Genomic DNA, 19,822 nt, shown 5'->3' with positions numbered 1-19,822 from the left:
TCCTAGGTTGCAGTCTGAGTTGTTTGGTTATTCGGTTCTGGCCGGAGTCTCGCGGATGCCAACTCCCGAGAAAGCGCCTGCACCCTCTCTTCGGAGGCTTTGAGGGCGGCTAGGGCTTCGTCGCGCTGGCGGGTGAGAGCGGTCGCGTCCTTTGCCATCGTGGTCAGGAGCCTCGCCTTTACAGCGATGTCCTTTTCGAGCCGCGATATGGCGAACTCGGCATCTTCGGCGCGGGCTATCAGCTTTGCGACCTCCCCCTCCTTCTCGCTCAGGGCGCGGTCACGTTCAGCGAGCGCCTCGCAGATCAGCTTGGCGATGACGTGCGCGTCGCTCTCTCGCGCGAGCTCCGACACCAGCGATGCTGTGTTGAGGGGGGCGGTCATGCGGCGGCCTCCGTAGCCTTGGAGAGAGCAGCGCGCGTTTCCTGCGCGGTCTCTTCATCCACGATGACGAAGTGATGCTTGGCGGCCGCTTTCCGCCAATGATCCTCGCCCTTGATGCCAGGCTGGAAGTGCCGATCGTATGCGTACTTGCCGGGTATAGCGGCCAGATCGGGCAGATTGCGAAGGACTGCACCCCACTTCATCAGCAGGAACGGACCCTTGCCCGACATGATGGCTTGGTCGATCAGCCTCCGCTCAGGCTGCAAGGCGTAGACGGTCGGCTTGTGATGCTCGAACACGGTGTCGCCGTCCCAGTCGCGCAGGACCGTACCGTTCCAGTTCCCGTCATCGACGATGAACCGATGCTCAACACCCTCGACCATGACGATGCCATGGGCGGTGACATTGATGGCGTCATGCCGATCACGGTCCAAGATCGTGACAGATGCATGATCACACCAGCCGCCTGCCGCTTCGGCGATCATCTGCATGACATCCTCCTGCAAGTGCGGAGGAACGGTTGCCTCGAAAGCCTGCTGTGCCTGCTCAGACATCGGAGGCCTCCCCGGTGGGGGCGGGGGCGAAGCCGGGCAACTCGCGCACCATCAAGTCGTCGGGGATCGGACGCTTGCCGGTCATCTGCTTCATGAAGAAGGCGCGCTTGAACCGGCCGCTACCATCGCGAAGCGAGCGCGCCCATCGCGGGTCCATCTCACGCGCGCCGGGGCCGCTTTCGCCTCCGCAGATGATCCAGTCCGGGGCGTTGCTGTCGAGGATGACCGGACCAAGCATCGGTTCAAAGCTGCCGAACGTGAACAGCACGCCGTTTGCCGCGCCTGCTTCGCGAAGCTTGATGCGGTCGCGGTCGTATTCAGCCTGGTTGGGCAGCGTAGCCCCGAGCGCGGTGTTCGGCGGGAGCATGCGTTTGCCGCGCGCCGGGTCAGTCATCTTGAGGACGTTGCCGATGCGCTTCGTCAGCAGCAGCCAAACGAGGTTCGGTGTCTTCTCGATCAGCGCCATGAGGTCGCTGCGCCAGAGCGGATCAACCTCGTTGTCGAAGACGTCCGCCAGCGACGCGCAGAACACGAAGGGCCGGGCGCCGGACGAGGCGGCATCTCGATCCCAACGAATAGGCAGGCGCCAGCTGGCGGCCGAAGTCCGCGACCTATCTTCGCCAGCGCCCCAGCGAACGCGACCGTAGCGCGCGTCCATCATCGCCTCGGCATAGCAATGGTCGCATGCCGGCGAGACTTTGGTGCAGCCTATCCACGGGTTGAACGTGTGCTGCGTCCATTCGATCTTGCTGTTCTCACCCACGGCCGTCCCTCCTCGCGGGGGAGGGGAGGGGCGAAACCGTTTTGCACTGGCTACGGTTCGTTCCGGTTGCGTCCCGCTTTGTTCCAGTGCGGGGTGCAAAACAGAAAGCCGTGCTGCGCGGGCTTTTCGTGGATTTTCGGTAATGCCGTCTTAACGGGGCAGTGCCGGCGATCCGCCTTCGCGGGCTCAGCGCTGCGAGGCAGGCGCGATCGCGGGCAGTTCGTTGCCGGGCAACGGCGCTTCGTTCGCCACCCGCTCGAAGCCCGCCGTGCGGCCGCTTGTTGCCAGCGCGACAGTCAGCTTTTCGGCGCGCTCCGGCGCCATGGCTGCGAGCACCTCAGACATCTTGCGCGGATTCATCTGCTGCACCACCGGCACCAACACGTCGAGGCCGAGGCGGTCGAAGACGCGGGCGGCGTCCTTGGGCTTCATCGCCTCGTACATGATGACGAGGTTCTTGATTGCCTTCGCCTCGTCGGCGGAGGCCTTGGCGGCCGGGTTGACCTTCTCCTCCAGGGTCTTGAGATCGCCGACGCGGCCATCCAGCTTCTTTTCGGCCGAATCCAGCAGGCGCTCGCGCATTTCTAATTCGCGCATACGGCCCTCGAGCTCCTCGCGGCGTTCGCCGAGGCGTTCGAGGATGGCCTTCTCCGCCGTCGAGAGCGGCTTGGCCGTGCCGTTCATCACGCCGGCCTTGTTGTTGGGGTTGGCGGCGCGGGCGGCCTCGGCCTTCGCCTCGGCTTCCTTCTTCTCCTGCTCCTTCTTCGGATCGGGAGCGGGCACCGAGCCGGTGGTCTCGGGGTCGAAGAAATCCGGCGCATGGGCGCGCGCGACGATCTTCGCGAGGCCCCAGACTTCCTTCTCGGCAGCGGCCTTGCCGGCGGGGTTGTTCGCGAAGACCGGCGGGTCGGGCGGAATCTTGCCGGGGGCGGTATCCGCCGTCCAGGCGAGCAGCTTCAGCGCCAGGAGACCCATGGCGCCGAGGATAACTGCCGGCAGGAGGCGGGGCCTTTCGATCACGCAGCCTGTCCCTCGAGGCGGCGGGCGGCGCGGGCGCGGATTGCGGCGGCCGACTGGGCGGCGCTCTCAAGGCGGGACACCGGAGCAGGCTCCAGAGTCGACACAGGTTCGTCCGCCGGCTTGGCGCCGACGAGGGTGGCGGCGCTGACGATCTGGCCGATGCGCTCCATAACGGCTTGGCCGGCCTCGACCTGGGCGGCGAGATCGGCGGCGTAGCGCTCGGCGGTGCGCAGGCGCTCTTCCAGCGTGCGGTCGCAATCGCCGAGCGTGTGCTTGAGGCCGGCGATGGCACGTTCGGCATTGTCGGTCGCTGTGATGAGCACGCCGACCGTCTGGCGCATACCGACCTCGTCGGCCTTGAGGCGCTCGATGCGCTTGGTCAGGATGAAGCAGGTGATGATGGTGGCGACCAGCAGGCTTGCGACAAGCACGTCGGCGATGAGATTGATCGTCATGGTTGTCCTGCTCAGTTGGTGGCGCCGAGATGGCTGGCAAGGCTGTCGAAAGCGGCGAGCGTGGTCTTCGAACGGCGGAGCGGTGCGACCACCTGGACAGCGATCTTGTCGTCGACGCGGCCGATCCGCCCTTCGGTAACGATGAAGTCGCCGCAGCGCAGAGAGACGGAAGAGTCGGGGCGGGTGTCGAACATCAGCGTGTCGCCGATCTCGAGCTTCATGACGCGCTTCAGCGGCATCTGCGTTTCGTGGAGCACGCAGGTGACGTCGACATCGGCCTGCCAGACTTCGGTGGCGAGGTGGTTCTCCCAGATCGGGTCACGCCCGAGCTTCTCGCCCATGAAGCTTTCGAGCAGCAATTCACGGATCGGCTCGATAGAGGCGTAGGGCAGGAGGATATGCAGCGCGCCGCCGCGGCCCTCCATGTCGAATTTGAGCTCGACGCGGATCGCGGCGTTGGCCGGGCGCGAGATTGAGACGAAGCGCGGGTTGGACTCGACGCGGTCGACCGTGAAGGTCACCGGCGAAAGCGGCTTGAACGCCGCCTCGGCGTCGCCCAGCACCAGCTCGATGACACGGCGGACCATGCGGATTTCGATCGAGGTGAAGGGGCGGCCGTCGATGCGCGGGGCGGGCTGGCCGCGCTTGCCGCCGAACATGGCGTCGAGCACCGAATAGGTCAGTGCCGACTCGATGGTGATGAGCCCGAAATTGTCCCATTCCTCGGCCTTGAACACCGAGAGCAGCGCCGGCTGCGAGATCGAGTTGATATAGTCGCCGAAGCGCACCGAGCGGATGCTCTCGAGCGTGACCTCGACATTGTCGGTGAAGAAGTTGCGCAGGCTGGTGGAAAGCAGGCGCACGAGACGCTCGAAGATGATCTCGAGCATCGGCAGGCGTTCATAGGCGACCGAGCCGGAATCGACGATCGCCTGGATGCCGTTGCGGGACGCACCGTCGTCGCCGCTGGAGAAACCGAGCATCGTGTCGATTTCGTCCTGCGACATCAGGCGGTCTACGCCGCCCTCCGATTCGCCGTCCTCCTCGATGATGTCCGGCATCGCGGCCCAGCCGGCCGCCATGCCTTCCGGCGTCAGCGGCTCGTCGGTCGGTGCGGCATTGTCGCGCTCGGTGCTCATCGTTCCGCCGTCATCTTTTTTTGGGATTCAGGGATATCCCGGCTCACTGCACCAGTAGTTCCTTGAACAGCACCGCATCGACCTTGGCCGGGTAGACCGTCAGGTTGACGCGGCGCAGAAGCTCCTCCTTCAGCCGATACATGCCGGCCGAGCCTTCAAGGTCGGAGGGGCGCAGCTCACGCATGAAGACCTGGAAGGCGTCCTCGACGCGCGGCAGCAGCGGCTTCACCTCTTCCGAGACCTTCGCATCGGCGATCTCGAGCACGACCTTAATCTTCATGATGGGCTGACGGTCCTGCTGGCCGCCATTGGACATGCCGATCATCATGTCCTTCATTTCCAGGAAGGTGGAGGGCTTCTTCGGCTTGGCCGCCTCGGCCGCGGCGATCTGCTCCGGCGTCGGCTTCTTCAGGAAGAACCAGCCGCCGGCGCCCGCAGCAGCCAGCAGCACGACGCCGCCGATGATGATGAAGAGCTTCTTCTTGCTCTTCGGCGCATCTGCACCCGACGCGCCTGCCTCTTCCGTCTTGGCCTTCTTCGCCATCTCGTCTTCGCCCCGGACGCCGGGCCGCGTTCTGCCGCCCATGGACGCACCTTCGCCAATTACGGTTAACGTGCCGTTAAGGACGGCAGAATTTGCCGGGTCGTTCTTGCCGCTTTTGCGGTTCATGCCGGGCTGCGGCAAGCCGTGATTTGGAGTGTAAATTCAATTATATCAATTCGTTAAGTGAATTAACCATGTTGGCATGTCGATTGCCGGTAGTGATCCGTGGTGACTGCGCTGGGGAGCGTCGAGGTCGCCGCGGGACATGATCGGGAGTTGAGCCGTGGAGAACGCGCTTCTCATCGGCCTGTCGCGCCAGGTTGCACTGGCGCGCGAGCTGGACGTCATCGCCAACAACATGGCGAATGTCGGCACCAATGGATTCAAGGCGCGCAGCGCGCGCTTCAACGAATTCATCATGCCGGTCGCCAAGGCCGACGCCTTCAAGCCGACCGATCGGCCGCTATCCTATGTCATCGACAATGGCACGCCGATCGACCTGTCGCAGGGCGCGGTCGAGATGACCGGCAATCCGCTGGACGTGGCGCTGAAAGGCGACAACTACCTCGTCGTGCAGACGCCGAGCGGCGAGCGCTACACCCGAGCGGGATCGCTGACCATCGACCGGCAGGGCCGCCTCGTGACCCAGACCGGATTGCCCGTAATGGGCGATTCCGGCCCGATCACTTTCGGCTCCAGCGAATTTGCGATGCGCATCGCTGCCGACGGCACGGTGAGCAGCGATCAGGGCACGCGCGGCAAGCTGCGCCAGGTCCGCTTTGCCGACCCGACCAAGCTCGTCAGCGAGGGCACCAACCTGTTCTCGGCGACGGCTGCCGCCCAGCCCGCCGGCCCGGAGGCACGCCTCGAACCCGGCGCGGTCGAGCGCTCGAACGTCAAGGCCGTGGTCGAGCTGACCCGGCTCATGGAGGTGCAGCGCAACTACCAGAGCGTCGCCAACATGATCACCAAATCCGACGAGCTGCGCACCCGGGCGATCTCGCGCCTGGCGGACCAGCAGGCCTGATAGCGGAAAGGAGCGACTCCCATGCGCGCCATGCAGACAGCCGCGACCGGCATGATCGCCCAGGAGATGAACGTCCAGGTCATCTCCAACAACATCGCCAACGTCCGGACCACCGGCTACAAGCGCCAGCAGGTCCATTTCCAGGATCTGCTCTACGAGAATTTCCGCCGCGCCGGCTCGGCCACTTCCGACCAGAACACGCAGGTTCCAGCCGGCACCTTCATCGGCTCGGGCGTCAAGACGGTCTCGACCGGCCGCGTCATGACGCAGGGCAATATCAGCCCGACCGAGAAGCCCTACGACCTCGCCATCCGCGGTGAGGGCTTCTTCAAGGTCCGCATGCCCGACGGGCGCACCACCTATTCGCGCGACGGTTCCTTCGACCTCGATTCGCAAGGCCAGATCGTCACGCGCGACGGCTACCTGGTCGAGCCCGGCATCACCGTGCCGAACAACGCCTCGGCGGTGAGCATCAACTCCCAGGGCATCGTCGAGGCGACGATCCCCGGCCAGACCGCGCCGCAGCAGCTTGGCCAGATCCAGCTCACCCGCTTCGTCAACAAGGTCGGTCTCGAATCGATCGGCGACAACCTGTTCATCGAGACGGCTGCCTCGGGGCAGCCGATCGACGGCTTCGGCGGCGGCGAGGGCTTCGGCACGCTGCAGCAGAACTATCTCGAAGAAGGCAACGTTCAGGCGGTCACGGAGCTCTCCTCTCTGATCGCGGCGCAGCGCGCCTATGAGATGAACTCCAAGGTCATCACCGCCGCCGACCAGATGATGTCGGCGACGACCCAGATGTTCCGCGGCTGATCGGGGGCTCGTCATCATGATCCGCGTTTCCCTGATCGCTCTCCTGCTCTCCGGCTCCGCCGCTCTGGCTGCGCCGCAGCAGGGCCAGCATCATCCGCAGCTGCCGGCCACGATCGCCTCCGCCTCGGCGGCCACGGCGCCTGCCGCCGCGCTGCCGCGCAAGCTGCAGCTGCGTTCCGAGCTCAGCCTTTCGCGCGATCTCGTCACCTTCGGCGATCTCATCCCCGGGCTCCCGGGCGAAGCCGCGGCTACTGCCGCATTCCGCGCGCCTGCCCTCGGCGAGACCGGCACGATCCAGGTCGCGCGTGTCGTCGAGGGCGCGCGGGCGGCCGGCATCATCCGCGAGGCTTCGGACCTCGACAGCCAGGGCTTCGCCCAGGTGGTCGTCACGCGCACCGCGCGCCGGATCACGGCCGCGGACATCGAGATCGCGGTGAAGGTCGGGCTGCAGGAGCGCTTCGGCGTCGATGCCCGCATCTTCGCGCTGGCGATCGACGGCGGGGCGCCGGCCGTTGCGGTCGAGCCCGAACTCACCGGCGATGTCGGCGTCCTCGACCTCTCCTTCGATTCCCGCTCGCGCCGCCTGCTGGCCCGGCTTGCGGTGCCCGGCAGCACGGCGATGCGGCTGAAGCCGCTGCGCATCTCCGGACAGCTCGTCGAGACGATGGAGGTCGTGGTGCCGAAGCGGCTGATCGCCCGCGGCGAGACGCTCGGCAAGGACGACGTCATCGTCGAGCGCCGCCCGCGCGAGGGGCAGGGCGGCGAGATCATCAGCGACGCCCGCGCAGCGGTCGACAAGGTCGCGCGCCGGGCCCTGCTCGCCGGCGTGCCTCTGCGCGGCAGCGACGTCCAGCGCGAGGAGATCGTCGGCAAGGGCGACCTCGTCACCATCGTCTACGAGGCGCCGGGGCTGATGATCACGCTGCGCGGCAAGGCCAACGAGGCCGGCGCGATGGGCGATGTCGTCTCGGTGACCAATCCACAATCCAAGCGCGTGCTGCAGGGCAAGGTCAGCGGGCCGGGGCGGGTCTCCGTCCAGCCCTCCCTGAACGGCCGCATCGCCAGCGCGCAGTGATCCCCATGGAAACCGCCATGTACGCCAACCGCCTCGCCAAGCTCTCCGGCCTGCTGATGCTCACCGCCTCGCTCGGGGCCTGCGGCATTGGCGACCGCCTTGCCAATGTCGGCCAGGCGCCGACGCTCTCGCCCGTCGAGGATCCGACGGCCGCCAAGGGCTACAAGCCGGTGCAGATGCCGATGCCGGCGATGGAGCATGCATCCTACGCGCCGAACTCGCTTTGGCGCACCGGCTCGCGGGCCTTCTTCAAGGACCAGCGCGCCCGCAATGTCGGCGATCTCGTCACCGTGAAGGTGAAGTTCACCGATCGGGCGCAGCTCGACAACACCACCAAGCGCACCCGCAAGAACGGCGAGGATTTCGGTGCCGCCAGGATCATGGGCTTCGAGAACAAGCTCGACAAGTTCCTGCCGGACGGGTCGAACGCGGGCGAGCTGCTGAAGCTCGATTCCGAAGGCTCGAGCGAGGGTGCGGGCTCGGTGCGCCGGAGCGAGCAACTCGCCACCAATGTTGCGGCCGTGGTCACCCAGAACCTGCCCAACGGGAATCTTGTGATCGAGGGCAAGCAGGAGATCCGCGTTAACTTCGAGATTCGCGAACTGATCGTCGCCGGCGTGATCCGGCCGGAAGACATCGAATCGGACAATACGATCGACTCGACCAAGATCGCCCAGGCCCGCATCGCCTATGGCGGCCGCGGCCAGATCACCGATGTCCAGCAGCCGCGCTACGGCCAGCAGGTGATGGATATCCTGCTGCCCTTCTGACCCCTGTTTCCGAATCCGGACGGCGCGGAACGCTCCCCCTTGTCTCCGCGCCGCTCCGGCCGGCGGTCTCTCCCGAGCTGCCGACTTCCCAGGCCGCCCGCCACGCTCCCCAAGCTTTCTTAAGGCTGGCGGCCAGAAGCCCCGCGTTCTCCCGACGCGGGGCTTTTCTCGTCGGTCGGGAAGGTCAGCAACGGGTCATTAGTGTTGAAGGAACCTCGACTTCTTCAACACAGTCGGTCGAAAACTGACCTCTGATCGATGAGAGATGAAGGTGGGCGGAGCGGAAGCATGGGATTCGCTATTTCACTCAGGAGCGATCATCCGAGCGCGGACCGCGTTCGCGACCTATGGAGTGCTGTTCAGCGGTTCGAGGATCGACCTTCAATGACCCTCCTTGGCTACCCGCCCCACGTCACTCTAGCCATCTACGACGATGAAGCGGTGCGAGAGGCAGAGGTTCGAGTCGCGCTTGACCGAGCCAGCAAGAACCTGCGCGCGGTGACGCTGACCTTTGATGCCATTTGCAGCTTTGACGGACCGCCGATGGTTCTATGGGCGTCGCCCCGTCCCAGTGCGGTTTTGCGGGACATCCACAAGGCAATCCACGGTGCCATCAACCCCGCCTTATGTCGGTCACACTACCAGCCTGGGGCATGGAAACCTCATTGCACGCTAGGCACCCAGGTGAGAGAAGATCGGCGCGAGGCGGCGCTCGCCTTCACCCGCGAAGCTGGCAGCGCGTTTGATGTGATCTTCGACGCTCTCGACTGCATCCACTTCCCACCTATAGCGCCTTTCGAGATGCGCAAGCTGCTTTGAACAACGCGAACAGCACCCGCAGGAACGTCCGAGTTGGGTCCTGAGCCATTCATCTCGCTCGCCAATTCGAGCAAAAGGCCCCGCGTTTTTGACACGGGGCCTTTGGACAGCGAAGCAATCGGCGGAGGCTCAATCGTCCCTGAACACGCGCTCGTTGCGCTCGTGGCGTTCCTGGGCTTCGAGCGAGAGGGTCGCGATCGGGCGGGCTTCCAGGCGCTTCAGCGAGATCGGCTCGCCGGTCTCCTCGCAAAAGCCGTAGGAGCCGTCGTCGATGCGCGAAATGGCGGCGTCGATCTTGGCAATGAGCTTGCGCTGGCGGTCGCGGGCGCGCAGCTCGATGGCCCGGTCGGTCTCGGATGAGGCCCGGTCGGCGATATCAGGGTGGTTCTCGCTCTCGCTCTGCAAGGTGACGAGGGTTTCCTTCGCCTCCTTCAGGATCTCGTCCTTCCAGGCGAGGAGCTTGCCGCGGAAATACTCACGTTGACGATCGTTCATGAACGGCTCGTCATCGCTCGGCTTGTAATCCGCATCGAGGATGATCTGCTTCGACATGGGCGCGCTCTCTGAGTTGTCCGCTCACGCGCCCATCGGCTATGCCGCGGGAGGGTGAGCCGATTTCGCGCCCTTATAGCGATCCGTTTCAAGCGGAACAATCGCTTCCGACACGGCTTCAACTACTTCGTGCAAGAGGCGCTCCGGGAGCTCGAAAACGCAGGAAAAAACACGTTTCGTGGCTTATCTCGCGAGCTTGCCGAGCGCGTCCGCTATCTCGGCCTCAACGAGCCGGGCGATCGGCAGGCGGTAATGGCCGTAATCGAAGAACAGATTCGGGTCGTGCAGGGCCGGCCGGTCGATCCGCCAGTCGAGCAGCACCGTGTTGGGACGGCGGGCGGCGAGGTCGGCGAAGGCCTTGCGGCAGGCCGCGTCTGCGTCGGCGTCCGGCGTGCCGGGTTTCGAAAGGCCGCTGACGTAGACCGGCGGGCGCACCAGAATCAGCGCCGTCTCCGGCGGGGCCGATTTCATCAACCCCTCCAGCGCGGTCGCCCCGGGGAAGGGGCCGTCGATATTGCCGCCACCGGCTGTGACGGGCTCTTCCAGCCGCGCCCGGAGCTCGGGACGCTGGTGAAAGCCCTGAATCTCGTAGTCGGGCTCGTAGTTCCAGTAGCCGTCGGGCCTGCCGCGCTCGGCCTTGCGCGAGGTCAGATAGGCGAGTCGGCGCGGGATCTCCTCGATCAGGTCGTAGCGCATCAGCCCGGCGACATAGCCGAGCGTGCTGCGGTCTAGCAGCCAGAATGGAAAGGGCTTCTCGTTCGGAAAGGTCGGGTCGGGAGTACACCAGTACTGGTCGATGCCGACGATGATCGCCTTCGGGGGCACCTGCCGGTGGTGGCGCAGGAACCAGTCGATCGTCGCCAGTTGCTCCTTCGGCAGGGTAGCGGGCGCAATCAGCGAGACGAAGGGGATGCCGGTTCGCTTGCGCAGTTCTTCCGGCGAGACGAGCTGGATATGCGAATTGCCGAAGATCGCGCCGGTGAATTGCGGATCGCGGCCTCGGCTTGCCAGCGAGGTGCGCGGTCCCTGCGGACGCAGGCCTTCCTTGAGCTTCAGCAGGGTACGGCCGGTGTCGTAGGGGTCTATCAGGAAGGCCGTGGCGAGGAAGGCGATGGAGAACAAGATAGCTGCCGCAAGCAGGGTCGCGATGAAATTCGTCCATCCGGCCGCCTGAGTCGGCGTACGTCCCGGCTCAGAACTGGAAGTAGATGAACTCATAATTCGCATCTTCGCCGATCTTCAGGAGGATGATGACGAACAGCAGGCCGGTCAGCACGGCGATCCAGCGGGCCGGCGGCAGCTTGTGGACGAGGTTCCAGGCTGTCGGCCCGATGATGGCGAAGGCCGCAGCGGGCACCAGCGCGCGCCATTTGAAACCGCTCCCGATCGGGGCGAGGCCAAGCAGGCCCTTGTAGATGGTCAGAGCCGCCTCGAAGGTGGGCGCCCGGAACAGCACCCAGCACAGCACGACGAAGAGGAAGGTCAGGAGCCAGCCGAGCGGCGCCGGCATCGGCCAGCCGGCGCGGCGCCAGAACAGCGCGACGATCAGCGCGAGGCCGTGGGCAACGCCCCAGGCGACGAAGGTAAGGCCGGCACCGTGCCAGAGGCCCCCGAGCGCCATCGTGGCGAAGAGCGCCCAGACCTGGGTCGGCAGGCCGGACCTGGAGCCGCCGAGCGGGATGTAGAGATAGTCGCGCAGAAAGCGCGACAGCGTCATGTGCCAGCGCCGCCAGAAATCCTGGATCGAGAGCGAGCGGTAGGGCGCGTCGAAGTTCTGCGGCAGCACGACGCCGAAGAGCAAAGCGATGCCAAGGGCCATGTCGGTGTAGCCGGAGAAGTCGAAATAGATCTGGAAGGTGAAGGCGAGCGTCGCCTGCCAGGCTTCCATCATGCTGACGACCTTGCCGGCAGCGGCGGCGGCGAAGACCGGGTTGGCGTATTCCGCCAACGGATCTCCGATCAGCACCTTTTTGGCGAGGCCGAAGGTCAGCAACATCAAACCGCGTGCGATGCGCTCGGCGGCGTCGGGCCGCTGATAGGGCCGCTCGTCGAGCTGATGCATGATCTCGCGCCAGCGCACCAGCGGGCCGGCGAGCACCTGCGGGAAGAAGGCGATGTAGAGCGCGTAGCGGACGAGATCGTAACGCGGCGCCTGGCCGCGCCGCAGATCCGTCAGATACATGATGTGATGAAAAGTGAAGAAGGAGATCCCGAGCGGTAGCGCGATATCGAATTTCGGCACCGGCAGTCCGGGAAACATTCCAGCGAGGCCAGCAAAGAAGTTGAAGTACTTGAATATTGCCAGCACGGAGAGGTTCAGCACGATGGCGAGCGTGATGAGCCCGCTCGACTTCGTCTTCACGAACGCTTCGGCGATCAGCCAGTTCATCCCGACGGACAGGGCGAGCAGCGGCAGGAAGCGCCAGTCCCAATAGCCGTAGAAGGCGAAGGACAGCACGACCAGCACCGGCAGCCGCCATTGCGGCGCGAAGCGCTCGGCCAGCCAGTGAAGAGCAAGTGCCAGCGGCAGAAAGCCGAGCAGGAAGGCGAAGGAATTGAAAAGCATCGGACAGGGAGGATGAGGGAATGGCTGCCGCCTTAGCCCATTCTCCGGCGCGAGTCATGTCATGGAACCGCGGTTAGTGCGGGGAAGATGGAGCAAGCGCTCCCAAAGCGTTTAATCAATCGATTGATTGAACGCTCGATGCGGCGTATCCTGCCTGAATGATCGGGACATCAGATGCAGACCGTGGAACACGGGAAGCCCTGATCCGTGTGGGGCTCGAGCTGTTCGGACGAATCGGCTTCGACGCGAGTTCCATCCGCGAAATCGCGCAGACCGCGGGCGTCAACAGTGCCGGCATCGCCTATCATTTTGGGGGAAAGGATGGTCTGCGCCGGGCCTGCGCCGAGGCGATCGTGGCCACGATGCGGGAGAGGGTGCTCGGGGGGGATCAACTCGCTCTCTTGCCGCCGGCATTGCACCCGGACGAGGCCTTGGAGGCCGTGCTCATGGCGGTCAGCTGCGTGATCGCCTTCGCCACCCGCGCTCCCGAGAGCGAGGCGATCGCCCGCTTCGTCGTTCGCGAGATGATGGAACCGTCTCCCGCCTTCGATCTGCTTTACGAGGGCATGGTGCGGCCGATCCACGGCCGCCTCTGCGCCTTGTGGGGTATGGCAACCGGAAAGGACCCGGAAGCGCAGGGAACCAGGCTCGCCGTTTTCGCGATGATGGGTCAGGTCCTCTACTTCCGGCTCGGCCGGCCGGCGGTCATCCGGCGGCTGGAATGGGACGGGATCGGCGAGCCCGAGGGCGAAGCCATCGCCAGCACTATCCGCGCGGCGGTCACCGCCTCGGTTCTGGCAGCCCGAGGAGAACCCTCATGATTCTCGGCTTTCTTTGTTCCCTCGCCTTGTTGGGCTCGATTCTTCCCGGCTGCGTGTCTGATACGGTGCGGATCGCCGGCTATGTCGAGGGCGAATATGTGCGTCTCGGCCCGATCGATACGGCGCGGATCGAACGCATCGACGTGCGCCGAGGCGAGCGTGTCGAGGCCGGCAAAGTCGTGGCCATGCTGGAGACGACTGATGCGGAGAATGCGGTCGCCGAAAGCGAGGCCCGGCTGATTCAGGCGCAGGCGCAGCTCGACAATCTGCGCATAGGCAAGCGGCCCGAGGAGATCGCCGTGATCGAGGCGAGCCTGGTCTCGGCCCAGGCGCAGCAGCGCGAGGCCGAGCGGGCGCTGGAGCGGCGCCAGGATCTCCTGCGCCGCGGCGTCTCGACCCAGGCCGATTTCGACCAGGCGGAACTGGCGCGGGATGTCGCCGCGGCGAGCGTTCGTCAAAACGCCGCCAATCTCGACGTCGCAAAGCTGCCGGCGCGCCCTGACGAGATCCGGGCAAGCGAGAATGCGGTCGAGGAGGCGAAGGCGACGCTGGCACAGGCGCGCTGGAAGCTGGAGCAGCGCCGCCTCGTGGCTCCATCGTCAGGCCGCGTCAGCGACGTACTGCGGCGCGTCGGGGAGTTGGCGGGCCCGACCGCGCACGTCGTGCTGATGCTGCCTGACGGGGCGGCCAAGCTGATGCTCTATGTGCCGGAGACCTGGATTTCGAGCGTTAAGCCGGGGATGCGGCTCGATGTCCACTGCGATGGCTGCGCACCGGGGCTGGCGGCGAACGTCACCTATGTCTCGCCCGAACCCGAATTCACGCCGCCGGTGATTTACTCGGCGCAGACGCGCCAGAAGCTGGTCTATCTCGTCGAGGCGCATCCGGAGGGTGGGCAGCAATCGGCACTCCAGCCCGGCCAGATCGTCGATGTGACCTTGCGGAGACAGCGGTGAGCGAGAGCCTCGCCATCGATGTGCGCGGCATGACCAAGCGCTTTGGCCAACGCACGGTCGTCGACAATGTCGATCTGGCCGTTGCGGCTGGCGAGATCGTCGGCTTCCTCGGCCCCAATGGCTCGGGCAAGACGACGACGATCCGGATGATCTGCGGCCTGCTCAGGCCCGATGCCGGGGAGGGCACGGTGCTCGGGCTGGATATTCGGACGGAGAGCACCGCGATCAAGCGCCAGGTCGGCTACATGACCCAGCGCTTCTCCTTCTACGAAGACCTGAGCATTGCCGAGAACCTGACCTTCGTGGCGCGGCTTTACGAGTTGAAGCCGGCCGAGGAAGCCGTGAGGCGGACATTGGACGGGCTTGGGCTTGCCGCGCGCAAGGATCAACTCGCCGGAACGCTCTCCGGGGGCTGGAAGCAGCGGCTGGCGCTGGCGGCCTGCATCATGCACCAGCCGAAGCTGCTGTTGCTCGACGAGCCTACGGCGGGCGTCGACCCCAAGGCGCGGCGCGAATTCTGGGATGAGATCCATCGGCTGGCCGGCGACGGGATCACCGTGCTGGTCTCCACCCACTACATGGACGAGGCCGAGCGCTGCCATCGCATCAGCTACATCGCCCATGGCCGCATGCTGGCGACGGGGACCGTCGACGACGTGGTCCGGGGCTCCGGCCTCGTCACTTACGTCGTCCACGGCGCGCTGAAGCCCGCGCAGATCAAGGCGCTGTCGGCGGCCGATGGAGTCGAGCAGGTCGCTCCGTTCGGCGCCACGCTGCATGTCGTCGGGACGGACAGGGACAAATTGGAAGCCGCGCTGGCGCCGCTTGCGCGCGAAAGCGGCATCCAGGTCGAGCCGGGCGAGACCAGCCTGGAGGACGTCTTCATCAAGTTCATGGCTGACGCAGGAGAGCGGGCGGCATGAGCGCGTTCTTCTCCATTCGCCGGCTTGGCGCGTTGCTCGCCAAGGAATTCGTGCAGATGCGGCGGGACCGCATCACCTTCGCGATGATGCTGGCGGTGCCGATCCTCCAGCTGCTGCTCTTCGGCTACGCGATCAACAACGACCCGCGCGGCCTGCCGGCCGCGATCCTGGCGCTCGGGCACGATCGCTATACGCGCGCCGTGGTCTCGGCGCTGGAGGTCTCGGACTATTATCGTTTCCGCGAGCGGCCGCAGAGCGCGGCGCAGGCCGAGAGCCTGATGGCCAAGGGAGACATCTCCTTCCTCGTGACAATTCCCAGCGATTTCGGCGTGCGGGTCGAACGCGCCGACCAACCGCGCATTCTGGTCGAGGCGGACGCGACAGATCCGGCTGCGGCGAGCGGCGCGGTTGCGGCGCTGGGGACGATCGTCAGCCGCGCATTGCTGCGGGCTCAAGGCGAGCCCGAGACAAATCCGGCCGCTGCCGGCGGGGACGAACTCTCCCTAGTGGTCCATCGCCGCTACAACCCGGAGAACATCACGCAGTACAACATCGTCCCCGGCCTGCTCGGCGTCATCCTGCAGATGACGATGGTGATGATGACGGCGATGGCGCTCACGCGCGAGATCGAGCGCGGCACGATGGAGAACCTGCTCGCCATGCCCACCACGGCCGGCGAGATCATGCTCGGCAAGGTGCTGCCCTATCTGGCGGTCGGCGCTGTGCAGGTCGTGGTTGTGCTCAGCGCGGCCAAGCTGCTCTTCGGGGTGCCATTCCTGGGCGGGCTCGCGCTTCTCCTGAGCTGTGTCCTGATCTTCGTTCTGGCGCTGGTGCTGCTCGGCTACACCATCTCGACGATGGCGCGCACGCAGCTGCAGGCGATGCAACTGACCTTCTTCTTCTTCCTGCCTTCGCTGATGCTGTCGGGCTTCATGTTCCCGTTCGCCGGGATGCCGGGCTGGGCACAGACCTTGGGCGAACTGTTCCCGCTGACGCATTTCCTGCGCATCATCCGCGCGATCATGCTGAAGGGCGCCGATCTCGGGGATATCGGCGACGAGGTGTTCTATCTCAGCCTGTTCGTGCCGGTCTTTGCGGGCGTTGCGCTGATGCGGTTCCGGAACACGCTGGATTGAGCGGAGCGGCGGTGCAAACGGACGCGTCGCGATAGAGACTTGCAAAATGATAGCAACATCTTTAACCGGGGCACATGCAGCCCCGGCTCCTTCCGCTCGCCGAATGCCCCTGTGCCCGCGCGGTCGAAGCGGTGGGCGAATGGTGGAGCATCCTGATCCTGCGCGACGCGCTGCAGGGCTTCACCCGTTTCGACGAATTCCAGCGCAGCCTCGGCATCGCGCCTAACATGCTGGCACGGCGGCTGAAGCATCTCACTGAGGCCGGGTTGTTCGAGCGGCGGCTCTATAGCGAGAGGCCGCAGCGCTACGAATATGTGCTGACGGGAAGGGGCCGGGATTTCTTCCCGGTGGTTGCCGCACTGGTGGCTTTCGGCAACCGGCATCTGGCGCCCGAAGGGGAAGCTCTGCTGCTGACCGATCGGGAAAGCGGGCGGCCGGTCGTGCCTGGTTTCGCCGATGCGCAGACCGCGCAGCCCGTCAGCCCGGACAATGTCACCGTCATCGCCGGTCCGCAGGCCAGCGCCGCCATGCAGCAGCGCCTGGCCATCGTCGCGACGCGGCATGCGGTGGCGGCGATCTCTCGCGAATAGGAGGTTTCCCATGCGTCGCATCGTTGTCACCGGAATGGGCGTGGTCTCGCCTCTCGGCTGCGGAACCGAGCTCGCCTGGCAGCGCCTGCTCGCCGGGCGGTCGGGCCTGCGCCGCCTGCCGGATTCGGTCGCCGAGACCTTGCCGGCCAAGATCGCGGGCCTCGTGCCGTCAAAGGATGAGGATGCCGAGGGCGGCTTCGATCCCGATGCGGTGATCGCGCCGAAGGACCAGCGCAAGATGGATCGTTTCATCCAGTTCGCGCTGGTCGCTGCCAAGGAAGCGTTGGCGCAGGCGGGATGGCAGCCGCAGAACGAGGGCGAGCGCGAGCGCACGGCGACGGTGATCGCCTCGGGTATCGGCGGTTTCCCGGCGATCGCAGAGGCTGTGCGGACCACCGACCAGCGCGGCGTGCGCCGGCTCTCGCCCTTCACCGTGCCGTCCTTCCTGGTCAATCTTGCCGCCGGCCATATCTCGATCGACTATGGTTTCAAGGGGCCGATCGGCGCGCCGGTCACGGCCTGCGCCGCAGGCGTGCAGGCGATTGGCGATGCCGCGCGGCTGATCCGCGCGGGCGAGGCGGATATTGCGATCTGCGGCGGCACCGAGGCCTGCGTCGACCTCGTCGCGCTTGGCGGTTTCGCGGCAGCGCGCGCGCTTTCGACCGGGTTCAATGAGGAGCCCGAGAAGGCTTCGCGGCCTTTCGACCGGGATCGCGACGGTTTTGTCATGGGCGAGGGCGCCGGCCTTCTGGTGATCGAAGCGCTGGAACATGCCGAAGCACGCAGCGCCACGATCCTGGCCGAGTTGACAGGCTACGGTACGAGCGCCGACGCCTATCACATTACCTCGGGCCCGGAAGACGGCTCCGGCGCGCAGCGCGCCATGGAGACCGCGCTGAAGCAGGCGGGGCTTCGGCCTGATGATGTCGCCCATCTCAATGCCCATTCCACCTCGACGCCGGTCGGCGATCGCGGCGAACTGGCTGCGATCAAGGCTGTGTTCGGCACCGATGGAGGCATCGCGATCAGCGCGACGAAATCGGCGACCGGGCATTTGCTCGGCGCGGCCGGTGGGCTCGAGGCGGTCTTCACGATCCTCGCCCTTCGCGACCAGATCGCCCCGCCGACGCTCAACCTCGAAAACCCCGACGAGGCGGCGGCCGGGCTCGACCTCGTGGCGAAGACCGCGCGGCCGCTGGCGATGGAGCACGCCATCTCGAATGGCTTCGGCTTTGGCGGGGTGAATGCCAGCGCGGTGTTCAGGCGCTGGCGGTAAGCAGCGCGCTCAGAGCGGGATGTTGTCGTGTTTCCTCCAGGGCCGCTCGACGTTCTTGGTTCTGAGCATGGCGAGCGCGCGGGCGATGCGCCGGCGGGTCGAGTGCGGCATGATGACTTCGTCGATATAGCCGCGCTCGGCCGCGACGAAGGGCGACATGAAGCGGTCTTCGTATTCCTTGGTCTGGCGCGCGATGGTCTCGGCGTCGCCGCCGCGGAAGATGATCTCGACCGCCCCCTTGGCGCCCATCACCGCGATCTGCGCCGTCGGCCAGGCATAGTTGACGTCGGCGCCGATATGTTTCGACGCCATCACGTCATAGGCGCCGCCGAAGGCCTTGCGCGTGATGATGGTGACGAGCGGCACGGTGCATTCCGAATAGGCGTAGAGCAGCTTGGCGCCGTGCTTGATCAGGCCGCCATACTCCTGCGCGGTGCCCGGCAGGAAGCCGGGAACGTCGACGAGTGAGACGATCGGGATCTCGAAGGCGTCGCAGTAACGGACGAAGCGGGCCGCCTTGCGCGAGGCATCGGAGTCGAGCACGCCGGCCAGCACCATCGGCTGGTTGGCGACGATGCCGACGGTGCGGCCCTCGATACGGCCGAAGCCGGTGACGATGTTCCTGGCGTAGGCTTCCTGGATCTCGAAGAAGTCGCCCTCGTCGACCGTCTTCAGGATCAATTCCTTGATGTCGTAGGGCTTGTTCGGGTTGTCCGGGACGAGCGTGTCGAGGCTCATGTCGACGCGATCAGGCACGTCGAAGCTCGGCCATTCCGGCACACCGGCCGTGTTGTTGGCGGGCAGGAAGTCGAGCAGGCGGCGCACTTGCAAGAGCGCCTCGACATCGTTCTCGAAGGAGCCGTCCGCGACCGAGGATTTGGAGGTGTGGACCTTGGCGCCGCCGAGCTCCTCGGAGGTCACGGTCTCGTTGGTGACGGTCTTCACCACCTCCGGGCCGGTGACGAACATGTAGCTGGTGTCGCGGACCATGAAGATGAAATCGGTCATCGCCGGCGAATAGACGTCGCCACCGGCGCAGGGGCCCATGATCACCGAGATCTGCGGGATGACTCCCGAAGCCTGCACATTCCGCTTGAAGACCTCGCCGTAGCCGCCGAGCGCCGCCACGCCCTCCTGGATGCGGGCGCCGCCGGCATCGAACAGGCCGACGATCGGCGCGCGCATCTTCAGCGCCATATCCTGGATCTTGATGATCTTCTGGGCGTGGGTCTCGGAGAGCGAGCCGCCGAAGACGGTGAAGTCCTTGGAGAAGACGAAGATGGTGCGGCCATTGACCGTGCCCCAGCCGGTGACGACGCCGTCACCGGGGATCTTCTCGCCCTTGTCCATGCCGAAATCGACGGCGCGGTGCTGCACGAACATGTCGAACTCCTCGAAGGAGTCCTTGTCGAGCAGGAGTTCGATGCGCTCGCGTGCCGTCAGCTTGCCGCGCTTGTGCTGGGCCTCGATACGACGCTCGCCGCCGCCCTTGCGGGCGCCTTCGCGGCGGGTTTCGAGCTGTTCGAGGATATCCTTCATGGCGGCAAGGCTCCCGGCCGGAAATCGCGTCTCGAAAGCCGGCTTAAGCGGGGCCGTCGAGAGAGTCCATTACGACGTTTGCCGAAGCGCGCCCGCGCATC

At 65.6% G+C, this 19,822-nt stretch carries 22 protein-coding genes; 11 read left to right on the top strand and 11 right to left on the bottom strand.

Going from position 1 to position 19,822, the window contains the following annotated elements; genetic code table 11:
- Positions 1-2: 2 nt before the first annotated feature.
- The 7 genes from AC1DE3_RS01000 to fliL form a co-directional block, all read right to left on the bottom strand.
- Complete coding sequence (locus AC1DE3_RS01000) at positions 3-383, bottom strand: hypothetical protein (protein WP_476851914.1); 381 nt, start codon at positions 381-383, stop codon at positions 3-5.
- Positions 380-937 carry a hypothetical protein gene (locus AC1DE3_RS00995; RefSeq protein WP_476851913.1) on the bottom strand — a complete coding sequence of 186 codons (558 nt, stop codon included), beginning with the start codon at positions 935-937 and terminating at the stop codon, positions 380-382. The genes AC1DE3_RS01000 and AC1DE3_RS00995 overlap by 4 nt, the downstream gene beginning before the upstream one ends.
- Positions 930-1,700 (bottom strand): DUF5131 family protein, encoded by a 771-nt coding sequence (locus AC1DE3_RS00990; RefSeq protein ID WP_476851912.1) that lies wholly within the window; start codon positions 1,698-1,700, stop codon positions 930-932. The genes AC1DE3_RS00995 and AC1DE3_RS00990 overlap by 8 nt, the downstream gene beginning before the upstream one ends.
- Positions 1,701-1,886: 186 nt before the next feature.
- Positions 1,887-2,720 carry a MotE family protein gene (locus AC1DE3_RS00985; protein WP_441513029.1) on the bottom strand — a complete coding sequence of 278 codons (834 nt, stop codon included), beginning with the start codon at positions 2,718-2,720 and terminating at the stop codon, positions 1,887-1,889.
- Positions 2,717-3,175, bottom strand: coding sequence for a DUF6468 domain-containing protein (locus AC1DE3_RS00980; RefSeq protein WP_476851911.1), 459 nt, complete (start codon positions 3,173-3,175; stop codon positions 2,717-2,719). The genes AC1DE3_RS00985 and AC1DE3_RS00980 overlap by 4 nt, the downstream gene beginning before the upstream one ends.
- An 11-nt stretch (positions 3,176-3,186) precedes the next feature.
- Positions 3,187-4,314, bottom strand: a complete 1,128-nt coding sequence (gene fliM, locus AC1DE3_RS00975; RefSeq protein ID WP_441513027.1) for a flagellar motor switch protein FliM — start codon at positions 4,312-4,314, stop codon at positions 3,187-3,189.
- Between the two features lie 43 nt (positions 4,315-4,357).
- Positions 4,358-4,900: a flagellar basal body-associated protein FliL gene (fliL, locus tag AC1DE3_RS00970; protein ID WP_441513026.1), complete on the bottom strand. Its 543-nt coding sequence runs from the start codon at positions 4,898-4,900 to the stop codon at positions 4,358-4,360.
- A gap of 241 nt (positions 4,901-5,141) precedes the next feature.
- On the opposite strand from fliL, the gene flgF reads away from it, so the two are divergent.
- From flgF to AC1DE3_RS00945, 5 genes are all read left to right on the top strand, one after another.
- Positions 5,142-5,885, top strand: a complete 744-nt coding sequence (flgF, locus tag AC1DE3_RS00965) for a flagellar basal-body rod protein FlgF (RefSeq protein WP_441513025.1) — start codon at positions 5,142-5,144, stop codon at positions 5,883-5,885.
- 21 nt (positions 5,886-5,906) lie between these two features.
- Complete coding sequence (gene flgG / locus AC1DE3_RS00960; protein ID WP_441513024.1) at positions 5,907-6,698, top strand: flagellar basal-body rod protein FlgG; 792 nt, start codon at positions 5,907-5,909, stop codon at positions 6,696-6,698.
- A 16-nt stretch (positions 6,699-6,714) separates the two neighbouring features.
- Positions 6,715-7,773 carry a flagellar basal body P-ring formation chaperone FlgA gene (gene flgA / locus AC1DE3_RS00955; RefSeq protein ID WP_476779203.1) on the top strand — a complete coding sequence of 353 codons (1,059 nt, stop codon included), beginning with the start codon at positions 6,715-6,717 and terminating at the stop codon, positions 7,771-7,773.
- Between the two features lie 17 nt (positions 7,774-7,790).
- The gene (gene flgH / locus AC1DE3_RS00950) at positions 7,791-8,543 is read left to right on the top strand and encodes a flagellar basal body L-ring protein FlgH (RefSeq protein WP_476779204.1); all 753 of its coding nucleotides are present in this window, start codon (positions 7,791-7,793) and stop codon (positions 8,541-8,543) included.
- 288 nt (positions 8,544-8,831) lie between these two features.
- The gene (locus tag AC1DE3_RS00945; protein ID WP_476851910.1) at positions 8,832-9,362 is read left to right on the top strand and encodes a 2'-5' RNA ligase family protein; all 531 of its coding nucleotides are present in this window, start codon (positions 8,832-8,834) and stop codon (positions 9,360-9,362) included.
- 129 nt (positions 9,363-9,491) lie between these two features.
- Here AC1DE3_RS00945 and dksA read toward each other — a convergent pair whose 3' ends face one another.
- From dksA to AC1DE3_RS00930, 3 genes are all read right to left on the bottom strand, one after another.
- Positions 9,492-9,914 (bottom strand): RNA polymerase-binding protein DksA, encoded by a 423-nt coding sequence (gene dksA / locus AC1DE3_RS00940; RefSeq protein WP_441513020.1) that lies wholly within the window; start codon positions 9,912-9,914, stop codon positions 9,492-9,494.
- A gap of 183 nt (positions 9,915-10,097) precedes the next feature.
- Positions 10,098-11,036, bottom strand: coding sequence for a hypothetical protein (locus AC1DE3_RS00935; RefSeq protein WP_476779206.1), 939 nt, complete (start codon positions 11,034-11,036; stop codon positions 10,098-10,100).
- A 70-nt stretch (positions 11,037-11,106) separates the two neighbouring features.
- Positions 11,107-12,480 (bottom strand): MBOAT family O-acyltransferase, encoded by a 1,374-nt coding sequence (locus AC1DE3_RS00930; RefSeq protein WP_476779207.1) that lies wholly within the window; start codon positions 12,478-12,480, stop codon positions 11,107-11,109.
- Between the two features lie 158 nt (positions 12,481-12,638).
- Between AC1DE3_RS00930 and AC1DE3_RS00925 the strand changes: the two genes are divergently transcribed.
- From AC1DE3_RS00925 to fabF, 6 genes are all read left to right on the top strand, one after another.
- Positions 12,639-13,301, top strand: a complete 663-nt coding sequence (locus tag AC1DE3_RS00925; RefSeq protein WP_476779208.1) for a CerR family C-terminal domain-containing protein — start codon at positions 12,639-12,641, stop codon at positions 13,299-13,301.
- On the top strand, positions 13,298-14,257 hold the full coding sequence (locus tag AC1DE3_RS00920) for an HlyD family secretion protein (protein ID WP_476851909.1): 960 nt from the start codon (positions 13,298-13,300) through the stop codon (positions 14,255-14,257). The genes AC1DE3_RS00925 and AC1DE3_RS00920 overlap by 4 nt, the downstream gene beginning before the upstream one ends.
- Positions 14,258-14,286: 29 nt before the next feature.
- On the top strand, positions 14,287-15,180 hold the full coding sequence (locus AC1DE3_RS00915; protein ID WP_476852255.1) for an ABC transporter ATP-binding protein: 894 nt from the start codon (positions 14,287-14,289) through the stop codon (positions 15,178-15,180).
- The gene (locus AC1DE3_RS00910) at positions 15,177-16,316 is read left to right on the top strand and encodes an ABC transporter permease (RefSeq protein WP_476779210.1); all 1,140 of its coding nucleotides are present in this window, start codon (positions 15,177-15,179) and stop codon (positions 16,314-16,316) included. The genes AC1DE3_RS00915 and AC1DE3_RS00910 overlap by 4 nt, the downstream gene beginning before the upstream one ends.
- 74 nt (positions 16,317-16,390) lie before the next feature.
- Positions 16,391-16,906, top strand: coding sequence for a winged helix-turn-helix transcriptional regulator (locus AC1DE3_RS00905; protein WP_441513014.1), 516 nt, complete (start codon positions 16,391-16,393; stop codon positions 16,904-16,906).
- A 10-nt stretch (positions 16,907-16,916) separates the two neighbouring features.
- The gene (gene fabF, locus AC1DE3_RS00900; protein ID WP_476779211.1) at positions 16,917-18,182 is read left to right on the top strand and encodes a beta-ketoacyl-ACP synthase II; all 1,266 of its coding nucleotides are present in this window, start codon (positions 16,917-16,919) and stop codon (positions 18,180-18,182) included.
- Between the two features lie 9 nt (positions 18,183-18,191).
- On the opposite strand, the gene AC1DE3_RS00895 is transcribed toward fabF, so the two are convergent.
- The gene (locus AC1DE3_RS00895) at positions 18,192-19,721 is read right to left on the bottom strand and encodes an acyl-CoA carboxylase subunit beta (protein WP_441513012.1); all 1,530 of its coding nucleotides are present in this window, start codon (positions 19,719-19,721) and stop codon (positions 18,192-18,194) included.
- Positions 19,722-19,822: the final 101 nt, after the last annotated feature.

The sequence above is a fragment of the Allobosea sp. 10L417 genome (genome assembly GCF_056395485.1).
Note: the sequence above shows the minus strand (reverse complement) of the source record. Positions and strands in the feature narration are given on the sequence as shown.